This is a genomic window from Streptomyces sp. BK022 (genome assembly GCF_004217355.1).
GTDB classification, from domain to species: domain Bacteria; phylum Actinomycetota; class Actinomycetes; order Streptomycetales; family Streptomycetaceae; genus Streptomyces; species Streptomyces griseoluteus.
Window position 1 is genome coordinate 406,819 of record NZ_SHKU01000002.1, and the last position, 14,127, is coordinate 420,945.

4 protein-coding genes are annotated in these 14,127 nt (G+C 69.7%); 2 read left to right on the plus strand and 2 right to left on the minus strand.

Translation table 11 applies throughout. The features are described 5' to 3' along the window. Nucleotides 1-39 precede the first annotated feature (39 nt). Both EV284_RS33520 and EV284_RS08010 read left to right on the plus strand, forming a co-directional pair. On the plus strand, nt 40-10,584 hold the full coding sequence (locus EV284_RS33520) for a LamG-like jellyroll fold domain-containing protein (protein WP_278045812.1): 10,545 nt from the start codon (nt 40-42) through the stop codon (nt 10,582-10,584). Between the two features lie 78 nt (nt 10,585-10,662). Continuing rightward, nucleotides 10,663-11,124, plus strand: a complete 462-nt coding sequence (locus EV284_RS08010) for a hypothetical protein (RefSeq protein WP_130331761.1) — start codon at nt 10,663-10,665, stop codon at nt 11,122-11,124. Nucleotides 11,125-11,308: 184 nt separating this feature from the next. Here EV284_RS08010 and EV284_RS08015 read toward each other — a convergent pair whose 3' ends face one another. Continuing rightward, a complete protein-coding gene (locus EV284_RS08015) occupies nt 11,309-12,448 on the minus strand; it encodes a hypothetical protein (protein ID WP_130331763.1) in 1,140 nt (379 codons plus the stop codon). 34 nt (nt 12,449-12,482) lie between these two features. Next, nucleotides 12,483-14,114 (minus strand): phospho-sugar mutase, encoded by a 1,632-nt coding sequence (locus EV284_RS08020; protein ID WP_130331765.1) that lies wholly within the window; start codon nt 14,112-14,114, stop codon nt 12,483-12,485. Nucleotides 14,115-14,127: the final 13 nt, after the last annotated feature.

The window sequence follows — 14,127 nt, forward strand, 5'->3', positions numbered from 1 at the left end:
AGGGCTACGGCTCTTTCTGTACTTGTCTCTCTCACCTTCATGCTCACCACCGAGACAGCGGCGGCCACCGGCGCCACCCTGCCGGCGCTGAGCATGCCCGAACTCTCCTTCGCCGGCCTGGTGAAGTGGGCCCACAGCTCCCCCCTCGACACACCCGACCAGCAGGGCGGCACCGCGCGGGGCAAGAGCCACCACGCCTCGGCGGCGGCCACCAGCTCCCACCGCGCGGCCGGGCACAAGCCGGGCCGCGGCAAGGGCGAACTCGGCGCCTACCGGCGTCATGTGAGCCAGCCCCAGAAGGCCACCACCAAAGCCCTGGCCTCGGCCAGGAGCTTCGACCCCCGGACCAGCAAGCGGGACGCCAGGAAGTCCACCGCCACCTCGGACTACTTCGTCAACGCCGACGGCTCGACCACCGTCCGCCACTACGACGTACGGGCCAACTTCAAATCGGCGGACGGCACCTGGAAGCCGATCGACACCAGCCTGAAGAAGAGCGGCGACGGCCGGTTCGAGCAGACCGCCAACTCCGTCGACGTCGGCTTCGCCCCGGACGCGGCCGACGACCGGCTGGCCTCGCTCGGCCTCGGCGGCGGCCGTTCGGTCGCGTACTCCCTCGTCGGCGCCCGCGAGACCGAGGCGTTGGAGGACGAGAACGGCACCCTGCTGTACGCGGACGCCCTGCCGGGCACCGACGTGCAGCTGGCGCCGATCGCGGACGGCTTCAAGGAGAACCTCGTCCTGCGCTCCAAGGACGCGGACAACTCCTGGCTGTTCACGCTGGACGCGAAGGGCCTGACCCCGCGGATCGGCAAGAACGGCGACGTCGAGTTCACCGGCGCCGACGGCAAGGTCGCCGCGACCGTCCCGCACGCCTACATGGAGGACTCCCGCGTCGACCGGCGCTCCGGTGACGGTGCCCGGTCCCGGGAGGTCAGGTACGAACTGGCCACCGTGGACGGCGAGCCCGCGCTGCGGATGACCGCCGACCGGGACTGGCTGGACGACCCCGAGCGGGTCTACCCCGTCACCGTCGACCCCACCACGGTCGTGGGTGCCAGCCAGGCGACCTACGTCCAGAACGACTACAGCTCCAACCGCTCGGCGGAGAACCAGATCAAGGTCGGTTCGTACGACTCGGGCACCACCAAGGCGAACTCGTTCCTCCAGTTCTCGTCGCTGGGTTCGACGATCGCCGGCCGGCAGGTCTCCGCCGCCACGCTCAACGTCTGGGCGCTGTGGTCGGCCACCTGCACCCCGGAGGCGTTCTCCGTCTATCCGGTGACCCAGTCGTGGTCCCCGTCGACGACCACCGCCTACCCGGGCCCGGCCTACGGCTCGGCCATCGGCTCCGCCACGCCCGACCCGGGGGCCTCCTGCTCCAACAGCTCCGGCAGCACCGGTGTCGGTGTGAAGATGCCGGTGCCGCTGTCGACGTCCTGGTTCACCCAGGTCGCCGCGGGCGGGCTCAACTACGGCCTGGCGCTGGCCGCGCCGACCGGTGACGGCCTGCACTGGAAGAAGTTCCACTCGGACGACTCGGCGACCTCCGCCTGGCGTCCCTCGCTCGACCTGACCTACGGCACCAATGTCGAGCCGCAGGTCAACGCCTCCTACCCGCCGGAGAACTTCCAGGCCAACACCCTCCAGCCGGAGTTGCTCGTCTACGCGAGCGACGCGGACAAGGCGCCCAACGCGGCGCTGTCCTACAGCTTCGAGGTGTACGACGCCGACTCCGGCAGCACCACGCCCGTCGCCACCTCCGGCGCCCTGACCAAGGGAAGCTGGAAGATACCGGCGGGCAAGCTCAAGTGGTCCAAGAACTACGCCTGGTACGCGGGGGTGAGCGACGGACTCGCCGAGACGACGTACTCCAGCCGCTTCACCACCGCCGTGCCCCAGCCGCCGGTCACCTCGGGCCTCGCCCAGAACACCGACGGCCACGACTTCGACCCGAGCGACGCCAACTACACCACCGACGACTCCGACGCGGACGTCGAGGTGGTCGGCCCCTCGCTGCAGATCGACCGCTCGTACAACAGCATCGACCCCCGGGTCGACGGTGCCTTCGGCGCCGGCTGGTCGACGGTCGCCGACATGAAGGCCGCCGAGGTCAAGAACCCCTCCGGCACCGTCACCAGCGTGATCATCACCTACCCCGGTGGTGAGCAGGTCGCCTTCGGCCGCAACACCGACGGCACCTTCCAGCCCCCGCTCGGCCGGTACGCGCGCCTCCAGCCGGCCACCGGCGGCTACGCGCTGACGGACAAGGACTTCACCGAGTACGCCTTCACCCAGCCCACCGCCAAGGCGGGCACGACGGCGATATCCAGCATCAAGGACTACGCGGGCCGCACGGAGACGTTCACCTACAACACCTCCAAGCAGCTCACGAAGATCACCAACCAGAAGTCGCAGCGCTCGCTCGCGCTGACCTGGGTCACGCCGTCCGGCGCCACCACGGCACACGTCGCCTCGGTGGCGACCGACGCGGCGGTCGCGACGGACTCCTCCACGATCCAGACCTGGAACTACGGCTACAGCGGCGACCAGCTCACCTCGGTCTGCCCGCCCGGCACCCCCACCAAGTGCACCGGCTACGGCTACGCCACCGGCAACCACTACCGCACCACGGTGCTGGACGCCGACCCGTACGCCTACTGGCGGCTCGGTGAGGCGTCCGGTGCCACCGTCGCGGCGGACTCCGTCGACAACAACCAGGGCCGGTACAACGGTCTCTACCACAACGTGACGCTGGGCGGGGCGTCCGTCCTCGCGGGCTCCACCCAGAAGACGGCCGGCTTCAACGGCACCTCCTCCTACGTGGAGATGCCGAGCGCGCCGGGCGCCACGCCGTCCTACATGACCGTCTCGCTGTGGTTCAAGACCACCACCGCGGGCGGTGTCCTCTTCTACTACGGCGACAAGCCGCTGAGCGACTCCGACCCGGTCGCCAACACCAAGAAGAACACGCCCGCCGTGTACGTGGGCACCGACGGCAAGCTGCGCGGCTGCCTGGCCATGACGCCGGGATGCATGTCCACCATCACCTCGACGGCCTCCGTCACCGACGGCCAGTGGCACAACGCCGTGCTCACCGGCATGGCCACCAGCCAGACGCTGTACCTCGACGGGGTCTCCCAGGGTTCGCTGAGCGGCACCATCAACGACTGGGAGCAGCCCTACCTCTCCCTCGGCGCCGGTGTGAACACCGACGGCTGGCCCTCGATGAACCCGAACGACAAGCTCGGGCACTACACGGGCCAGATGGCCGAGGCCGCCGTCTACTCCGAGCCGCTCGACCCCTCGGTGATCACCGCGCAGTACCAGGCCGCCAAGCGGTCCGCCGGTCTGCTGAACAAGATCACCACGCCCGGCGGGAAGACCCAGGCGTCGGTCGTCTACGGCACCACCGACGACCTGGTCAAGCAGGCCACGGACGCCGAGGGCGGCACCTGGAAGCTCAACCCGCCCGTCGTCACCGGCTCCTCGCAGGTCTACCGCTCGGCGGTGATGGGCTCGGCCCCGGCCGGCTACTGGCGGCTCTCCGACACCCTCGGCGCGCAGCAGGCGGCCAACGAGGTGCACACCGGGTTCGGCACCTACAACACCGTCACGCAGGGCGTGGCCGGTCCGTTCGGTGCCGGTGACGTGACCGCGGCGTCCTTCGACGGCACGTCGTCGTATGCCGAGATCCCGTACGCCCCCTGGCACCGCTCGGGCGACCGCGCCGTCGAGCTGTGGTTCAGGACCAGCGCCCCCGGTGTGATCCTCTCCGACCAGGCCAAGGCGCCGTCCGGTACCCCGTCCGGGTCCTGGAACCCGCTGCTGTACGTGGGTACCGACGGCAAGCTGCACGGCCACTGGTGGAGCGCCACCGGTTCCGGCGCCTTCGGCTCCACGGCCGCCGTCACCGACGGCGGCTGGCACCACGCGGTGCTGTCGGCCTCCGGCACCACCCAGACGATGTACCTGGACGGCGCCAAGCAGGCCGACTACACCGGCGCGGTGGGCGACCAGAGCAACACGCGCTCGTTCGTCGGCGCGGGCTTCGCCCGGTCCTGGGACGTCTCTCCCGGTGACCTGAGCTTCTTCGACGGCTCCATCGCGGAGGTCGCCACCTACGGCCACCCGCTGACCGAGGACCAGGTCGAGCAGCACTGGTCGGCGTACAAGGCGTCGTCCGGTGTCGCCCCGGTCCGCACGGTCACGCTGACCGACCCGGCCGACAAGACGCTCAAGTACGTCTACGACGCGGAGATGGGCAACCGTCTGCTGGCCGCGATCGACACCGACGGCAACCGCACGACCTACGGCTACGACACGGGCGGCTTCCTGCACACCGTGACCGACGCCAACGGCAACCGGAGCACGACGGGCTACGACGTGCGCGGCAACACGGTCTCGCGGACCAGTTGCCAGGACACGACGGCGGACAAGTGCGCCACCGAGTACTACACGTACTACCCGGACGCCACGACCGCCTTCCCGGCGATGGACCCGCGCAACGACCTGCTGCTCACCGAGCGGGACGGCCGTTCCTCGAGCCCCACCGACAACACCTACCTCACCAGCTACTCCTACGACACCGGCGGCAACCTGCTGTCGGTCACCGGCCCCCCGGTCCCCGGTAATCCGGGCGGCCGTACCGCCGCCACCACCTACACCACGGCGTCCACCCCGGCCGCCGAGGGCGGCGGAGCCCTGGCACCGGCCGGCCTGACGGACACGGTCACCACACCGGGCGGGCGGACGACGAAGTACACCTACTTCGCCACCGGCGACCTCGCCACGGTCACCGACGCGGCCGGCGCGACGATCGTGTACACCTACGACAAGCTGGGCCGGCAGCTCTCCCGCACGGAGACCTCCGACGCCCAGCCGGCCGGTCTCACCACGACCCAGACGTACGACAAGAACGACCAGGTCGTCACCGAGACCAGCCCCGCCGTCACCAACCGCGTCACCGGCGCGGTGCACCAGGCGAAGACCACCACGGGCTTCGACGACGACGGCAACGTGCTCTCCCAGACGGTGGCCGACGTCCGGGGCGGTGACGCCACCCGGTCGACGTCCATGACGTACGACGCCTACAACCGGCTCGCCTCGCGGACGGACCCCGGCGGCGGCACCACGTCGTTCGAGTACGACGCCTACGGCAACAAGGTGAAGGAGACCGACCCGCTGGGGACGGTCAACACCTACACCTACGACGCCCAGCAGCGGCCGCTCACCACCAGCCTGCTCGACTACACCGGCGACCCGAACAACCCGTCGGCGCCGACCACCCTGGTCCAGGAGTCACGGGCGTACGACCCGGCCGGACGGCTCGCGTCGATCACCGACGCCATGGGCTGGGTGACCGCGTACACCTACACCGACGACGGCCTGTCCGCCTCGGTCACCCGCAAGGACCCGGGAAGCGGCAAGCAGTTCGTCGAGGAGGCCAACACCTACGACCTCGCGGGGAACCTGACCAAGCAGGTCACCGACGACGGCCGGACGACCTCCACCTTCCAGGTGGACGCCGCCGACCGCGTCGCGTCCTCCGTGCTGGACCCGGCCGGAGCCAACCGCAGCACCCAGGTGTCCTACGACCCGGACGACAACGTGGTGTCGCGGACCGAGACCGATCCGGCCACCGGAGACGTCGACCGCACCGACAACCGCTACGACAGCCTGGGCAACATCACGGGCGCCACCACGCACGACGGCACCACGGCGCCGGTCGGCCGGTGGAAGCTGTCGGAGACCAGCGGCCTCGCCGCCCAGGACTCCTCCGGCGGCAACAACAAGGTGACACTGGGCAGTTCGGTCACCCGCTCCACCGACAAGGGCGGTTCCGCCGTCCTCAACGGCACCACCACCGCCTACGGGCAGGCGGACGGCCCGGCGGTCAACACCAGCGGCGACTTCACCGTCTCCGCCTGGGTCAAGCTCGGCTCCACCGCCGCCAACAGCACCTTCCTCGCCCAGGACGGCCAGTTCAACAGCGGTTTCCAGCTCTACTACTCCACGGGCTACGGCTGGACCTTCAACCGCCACTCCACGGACGCCGCCGGCGCCGCGACCGTCCGGACCAACTCCGGCACCGCCGCGGTCAAGACCGGCACCTGGACCCACCTCACGGGTGTGTACGACCAGGCGTCCGCCTCGCTGAAGCTGTACGTCAACGGCACCCAGTCGGGCACCACGACGTCCTTCACCTCACCCTGGGAGGCCACCGGCCCGCTCCAGATCGGCCGGCGCCTGTACAACGGCACCTACGCCGAGAACGCGCAGGGCTCCATCGCCGACGTACAGGTCTACGGCGAGGCGCTGAGCGCCTCCCAGGTGTCCGCCCTTGCGGGCGGCACGCTCCCGGCGGCGGGCAGCTCGGTGCGCTCGACCACCTGGAAGCTGGACCAGCGGGGTCTGCCGACGTCGATGACCGACGCGTCGGGCAACACCACCGACTACGCCTACGACGAGGCGGCTCAGCAGACCACGGTCACCGAGCCCGTCGTCAACGCCGAGAAGAACGGCGGCGCGGCCAGTGCGGTCCGCCCCATCTCGATGACCGGCTACAACACCTTCGGCGAGACGACCGAGACGTCCGACCCGCTCGGCAACGTCACGACCACCGCCTACGACGCGGAGGGCCAGGAGACCTCCACCAAGCTGCCCGACTACACCGCGCCGGGTGCCTCGGCGCCGGTCACCGCCACGTCCTGGAACGAGTACAACAAGCTCGGCCAGGTCACGGCGGAGGTCGACCCGCTGGGCAACCGCAGGACGTACACGTACAGCCAGCTCGGCGACATCGCGTCCGTCACGGACCCGGGCGGCGGCACGTCGACCATGGTCTACGACGCCAACGGCGACCTGCTGTCGTCGCAGACGGCGGGCGGCGCCCGTCAGGAGTCCACCTGGGACTACCTGGGCAACGAGCTGACCAGCACGGACGTCGTGCGTCAGCCGGCCCAGCGGGCGTACACGGCGATCAACGAGTACAACGCGCCGGGCGGTGAGCTCTCCCGGAGGGTGAGCCCGAGCGGGGTCTCGGAGTCGTACAAGTACAACGCCCTCGGCGACGTCACCGAGATGACCGACGGCGCGGGCAACGTCTCCAAGTACACCTACACCATGGACGGCGACGTCCTCACCCAGACGGACGCCGACAACACCAGTACCCGCAACACCTACGACGGGTACGGCCAGCTGGTCGCCACCAGCGACCTGGACGCGAGCGGCGCCGTGCTGCGCACCAGCCGCACGAGCTACGACCGGGCCGGCAACCCGGTGTCGGTGACCGACGCGCGGGGCCACACCACCACCTTCACCATGGACGCCACGAACCTGGTGACCAAGGCGGTGGAGCCGGTCTCCGCGACCGAGTCGATCACCACGTCCTTCGGCTACGACGTGGCGGGCAACCGCACGCGCTACACCGACGGCCGCGGCAACCCGTTCATCACCACCTACAACACCTGGGGTCTGCCCGAGTCCGTCATCGAGCCCTCCACCCCCGACCAGCCGGACGCGGCGGACCGCACCTTCACCACGGTGTACGACGCCAACGGACGGGCGAAGGAGGAGCGTTCACCGGGTGGCGTCGTCGTCACCGACGAGTACGACGCCAAGAGCCGGCTGGTGAAGCAGACCGGTTCCGGCGCCGAGGCCGCGACGGCCGACCACACCTACGCCTACGACTCCGACGACCGCGTCACGGCCGTCGCCGGGGCGGGAGAGGACCGCGACACCTTCACCTACGACGACCGGGGGGCGCTGCTCACGGCGTCCGGACCGTCGGGCAGCTCGTCGTTCGCCTACAACGGCGACGGCGCGATGACGTCCCGCACGGACGCCTCGGGCACGTCGACCTACGGGTACGACACGGCGGGCCGGCTGAAGACGGTCGACGACGGCGTGACCGGATCGACGTCGACGTACAGCTACAACGTCGACAATGCCGTCACCCAGATCGACTACGGCACGGGCAAGTCCAAGCGCACCTTCAGCTACGACTCGCTCCAGCGGCTGACCGGCGACAAGCTCACCTCGCCCAGCGGCAAGGTGCTCGCCTCGCTCACCTTCGGGTGGGACGACAACGACAACCTGACGTCGAAGACGACGACCGGGGTCGCCGGGGCGTCCACCAACACCTACGGCTACGACTGGTCGGACCGGCTGACGTCCTGGAACAACGGGACGACGACCGAGGTCTACGGCTACGACGCCTCGGGCAACCGCACACGCGTCGGCGGTGACACGTACACCTACGACGCCCGCAACCGGCTCACCTCGGACGGCCACAGCACCTACGCGTACACCACGCGGGGCACGCTGCGGACCGTCACCGACGAGGGGGGCACCAACACCCAGGTGAAGTCGGACGCGTTCGGCCGCGTCATCAACGAGGGCGACCGGACGTACACGTACGACGGTCTGGACCGGGTGCTCGACGCGAAGGACGCGGCCGGGTCGAGCGTCTACTCGTTCCGGTACAGCGGTCTGGGCAACGAGGTGGCCTCCGACGGCAGCACCTCCTACAGCCGCAACCCGGACGGTTCGGTGCTCGGGGTGAAGTCGGGCGCGGCAGCCGCGCTCGCCCTGACCGACCTGCACGACGACATGGTGGCGCAGTTCACCGACTCCGGTGAGGCGCTGGCGGGTTCGAGCACGTACACGCCGTTCGGCAAGGTCTCCGCCACGGCGGGGATGCTGGGCAACCTCGGCTACCAGTCCGGCTGGACCGACCCGGCCACGGCCGAGGTCAACATGGCCGCGCGCTGGTACTCGCCGGAGACGGGCCAGTTCAACAGCCGGGACACGGTCGGCAACGACCCGCTGCCGGACTCGGTGAACGCCAACGCCTACGCCTACGCCAACCAGAACCCGATGACGGGCACGGACCCGACGGGGCACTGGTTCAGCTTCCTGAAGAAGGCGTACCACAAGTACAAGAAGAAGGTCGTCAAGAAGGTCAAGTCGGGCTGGAAGAAGGTCACCAAGGCGGTCAAGCACTACAAGGCCGCGGCCAAGAAGCGCCTCAAGCCGTACATCCGCAAGGCGCGCAAGGTGGTCCGGATCGTCCACGACCACTACCAGCGGGTGAAGACCTACGTCAAACGCAAGCTCAAGCCCTACAGACGCTATGCCCACCGGGTCATACAGACCGTCAAACGGAAGGGCCGTGAACTCCACAAGGCAGCGGTCAGCGCGAAGAACAAGCTGGTCGCCAAGGGCAAGAGCGCGCTGAAGAAGGCCGGTCGCGCGGCCACGAGTGCCTACAAGGCGACGAGCAAGTTCGTCAAACAGCATGCGGCGACCATCGCCTCGGTGGCTGTCGGCGTCGCGGTCTTCGCCGGGTGCACGGCGGCCACGTGGGGTGTCGGCGCGGTCGGCTGCGCCGCCCTGGCGGGCGCCGCGGCCAACGGGGTCGGCTACATGCTGAGCGACGGCCCCAAGACCGTCGGCGGGTTCCTCGGTTCGGTGGCCATCGGTGCCGCGACCGGCGCCCTGGGTGGTGCCGCGGGCGGCGCGGCCTCCGGCGCGGTGGGCCGTCTGCTCGCCAACGCCGGCGGCAAGGCGCTCCAGGGCGCGGCCATGGGCGCCGCGGGCGGCGCCGCCGAAGGCGCGGTCGGCTACGGCGTCTCCTGCGCCTCCAGCGAGGAGGGCTGCAGCGCGAGCGGCGCGGCCAAGGCCTCGGCGGTCGGCGCGGTGACGGGCGGCGTCTTCGGCGCGGTGGCGGGCAAGTACGGCCGGAAGTCGGAAGGGGGCGGGGAGAAGCCCAAGGCCACGGGCTGCCCGACCAAGCACAGCTTCACCGGTGCGACCGGCGTCCTCATGGCGAACGCCCTCACGAAGCCGATCTCCCAGGTCAAGGCCGGTGACTACGTCCTGACGGCGGAGCCCGGCAAGAAGGGACTCGAGAAGCACAAGGTCAAGAAGTCGATCGTCACCAAGACCGACCGTGACTACGTCGATGTCGTCATCGCCACCAAGTCGGGTCCGAAGACGATCCAGACGACCAAGCACCACCAGTTCTACGAGGCCGGCCACAACGCCTGGACCCAGGCGGGCAAGCTGAGGCCGGGCCAGAAGCTCCAGAGCGCGGCCGGCAGCCTGGTCACGATCGTCCGCACCAAGGCGTACACCGCGCACCGCGTCACGTACGACCTCAGCGTGGACGGGCTGCACACGTACTATGTGCAGGCGGGGGCAACTCCGATATTGGTGCACAATGCTGACGCAGGTTGTGCCAACAAGCTCAGGAACGCCCTCAATGCTGCCGGTGACATGGAACCGGCAACGCCTCACTCTCCGCACCACATCGTGGCAGGCAATTCACCGAAGGCCGCTGCCGCAAGGGCGCAGCTGGATAAATTCGGAATCGGTGTCAACGATGCCGAGAACGGCGTCTGGCTGCCGCGAAGCAGTTCTTCTCCCAACCCGCAGGGACTCTCGGTACACTCGAAGATTCACACGAATGAGTACTACACATACGTGAATGACTTGATGAGTGGAGCCCGGAACAGGAGTGAAGCGCTTGACGTCATAGGTCACGTCAGACGACAACTGCAAGGTGGCCACTGGCCGTAGGTCGGAGGGTGCCCGCCCGTCGGAGGTCGGCGGGCGGGCACATGTAAGCGTGTGTACCGCTGGACTCGAAAGGTGATCATGTCCGGGAAGCAGCAGGTGGAGTCGGCGGAGGGCGTTGCGCGCCAACTCGTCGAGGGGATGAGTGGCTTCGACCGGTCGCCCTCGGGGCTGACTCGGGTGGTGAGGAAATTCTCGGCGATCGAGTTCGACGTTCCGGATCTCCCCGACGTGGACGGATATCTGTTCCAGTATGGGAACGTCAACTGGTTTCCGGAGCCCACCTTCGCTCTCAGTATCGTCCGACAGCTTGAAGTCGTTGACGCTGCCGGTGAGCACGAGTCCTACATTCAGGTGCAGTTCGAACTCAGGTACCCCTCGGACGACGACCTCGATTCTGTAGGCAGTCATTCGGAGTGGTGGTTCCCCGGTGGTGAGGTGTCGTTCGACACCTGGCTGAATTCAGTGGAGCGAGCTGAGGTTTCGACTCGCCTCGCTGGGAAAACACCTCGCGAATTTGCGATCTGGCAAGAGATGGTTTAGCTGGATCGTTAGGCGCCCCGAGAACGGGAGGCCTCATCGGTTTGATTCCGGTGGGGCCTCTCGGCGTACTTGGCGGTGGCGTCGATGCGGGCGTGGCCGAGGAGTTCTCTGATCAGTAAGAAGCCCTGCCGGGTCAGTTCCGGCAGGGCTTCTCGTACTTCTTATCCACCTGCGAGTGGTCGGCTCAGACCTTGTAATACAGGTCGAACTGCCGGTTGCTGCCCGAGTTGTTCGTGATGCCGAAGCACAGGCGGGGGGCGCCGGCGCCGGTGTAGATGGCCATTCCTTCCGGTTCGCGGGGGTCCGCTGCCGCGTCCGCCTCCGAGTGGGTGCTGGCGATGTAGCCCGTCGTGGGGTTGTTCGCCGTGCCGTTGAGGTCGAAGGACGTGGTGTGGATGGCCCACTTGTCGACGCCGGTCAGGGTGCTGGACGGGGTCGTGGTGCGGGGGTCGCCGTCGAGCATGTAGACGTACTGGCCGTAGGACGTGAAGCCCTGGAAGGTGGCCGGGGTGGTGGGGTCCGGGGTGCCGTCGGCCTTGTACTTGTAGAGCGGGGGCTGCTGGATGCGGGCCAGGGGGGCCGGGAGGGTGCCGGTGCCTGCCGTGGCCGACGCCGCGGCGAGGTCGTACGCCGCGAACCAGTGCGCGGAGCCCAGCGCGTAGCGGATCAGCAGGATGTTGTGGTCCGCGTCCACCGAGGGCGTCATGGAGGTCGCCGCCGGGTCGGGTGAGCCGAAGCGCTGCACGGACGGGTGGCTCGTCCACAGCACGGTCTTGGTGGCGAAGGGGAAGCGGACGAACTCCTGCCCGTACCCGCTGCGCCCCGACCCCGCCTCGGTCCACACGTACGCCGGGTTCCCGCCGCTCGCGGGCTGCACCCCGAGGGACACCCCGTGGCCGAAGCCCAGCAGGTACATGTACCCGTTGACCGCGCCGGTGGCGATGTCGTGCCGGGTCAGACAGAGGTCGCCGGACTCCGCGTGGTCGTCCCCGCCGATGGACGCCGTCACCGCGACCTGGCTGCCCGAGCGGAGGTAGGCGATCTGGCTCGCCCCGGCCACCTGGAGCGTGTAGAAGTGCCCGGCCGCCGAGTCGAAGGCGATGCCCTGGAGCGTGGTCGAACTGTCCTGGTTGGCGACACCGGACAGCCAGCGCGTGGAGCCGGCGGCGACGTCGATCAGCGCGGTCCCGCCCGGCACGCTCGCGGGGTTGTCCACGGGCGCGGCCTCCGCCGCCTGGGCGGGCAGCCCCAGCCCGGCGGCGGCACCGGCGGCGAGGCCGGTGCCGCCCCGGATCAGACTGCGACGCGTCATGTTCATGGTCATGACGCGGACCCTAGCGGCCGGAGAGGTTCCCCCGTCAGATCCCCGCGGCCTCCGACAGATCCCGCTTGATCGCAGCCAGCAGTTCCGCCGCCCGCGCCCGCGAAGCCGGAAGAGCGGAACGGTCCGCGACCGGGACCACCACCTCCAGGTAGCACTTCAGCTTGGGCTCGGTGCCGCTCGGGCGGACGATGACGCGGGCGCCGTCGAGGGCGTAGCGCAGGCCGTCCGTGGGCGGGAGAGCGGCCGTACCGCGGGTGAGGTCCTCCGCCGAGGTGACCGGGAGGCCCGCCAGGGAGGCCGGCGGGTGCTCGCGCAGCCGGCGCATCGCGTCCGCGATGACCGACAGGTCCTCCACCCGTACCGAGAGCTGGTCCGTGGCGTGCAGACCGTGCTCCAGCGCGAGGTCGTCGAGGAGGTCGAGCAGGGTCCGCCCGGACTCCTTCAGCTCCGACGCCAGCTCGGTGACGAGCAGGGCCGCCGTGATGCCGTCCTTGTCCCGCACGCCCTCGGGGTCCACGCAGTAGCCGAGCGCCTCCTCGTACCCGTACCGCAGGCCCTCCACGCGGGCGATCCACTTGAAGCCCGTCAGGGTCTCCTCGTGGCCGAGCCCGGCCTTCCCGGCGATCCGGCCCAGCAGGGACGAGGAGACGATGGACTCCGCGAAGGTGCCCGTGACGCCCCGGCCCACCAGGTGCGCGGCGAGCAGCGCGCCCACCTCGTCACCGCGCAGCATCCGCCAGTCGCCGCCGTCGCGTACGGCCACCGCGCAGCGGTCCGCGTCCGGGTCGTTGGCGATCACGAGGTCGGGCTCGGTGACGGTCGCCCGCTCGAAGGCGAGGTCCATCGCGCCGGGCTCCTCCGGGTTGGGGAAGGCCACGGTCGGGAAGTCCGGGTCGGGCTCGCCCTGTTCGGCCACGAGCACCGGCTCCGGGAACCCGGCCCGCGCGAACGCCGCGAGCAGCACGTCCTTGCCGACGCCGTGCATCGCCGTGTAGACGGTACGGGCCGTGCGGGCCGACCCCTCGGCCAGCACCGCGTCCGTACGCGCCAGATACGCGTCCAGTACCTCGTCGCCCAGCACCTCCCAGCCCGCCTCGGGCCGGGGCACGTCGGCGAGCGAGCGCACCGCGTCGATCTCGGCGGCGATCTCCGCGTCCGCGGGCGGCACGATCTGGGAGCCGTCGCCGAGGTACACCTTGTAGCCGTTGTCGCGCGGCGGATTGTGGCTTGCGGTGACCTCCACACCCGCGACCGCGCCCAGGTGCCGTATGGCGAAGGCGAGGACCGGGGTGGGCAGCGGGCGGGGCAGCACGGCGGCGCGCAGTCCGGCACCGGTGATCACGGCGGCGGTGTCCCGCGCGAAGTCGGCCGACTTGTGCCGGGCGTCGTAGCCGACGACCACCAGGCCGCCCGTCTCGCCCTTGGCCTTCAGGTACGCGGCGAGGCCGGCGGCGGCGCGGATGACGACGGCGCGGTTCATCCGCATCGGGCCCGCGCCCAGCTCGCCGCGCAGCCCGGCGGTGCCGAACTGGAGCGTGCCGCTGAACCGGGCGGTCAGTTCCGCCGTGTCCCCGGCTTCGATGAGCTTCGCCAGCTCCTCGCGGGTCTCGGCGTCGGGGTCCTCGGCCAGCCACGTCTGGGCCCGTGCGATCACTTCGTCCTGCACCTCGGGTGAACCT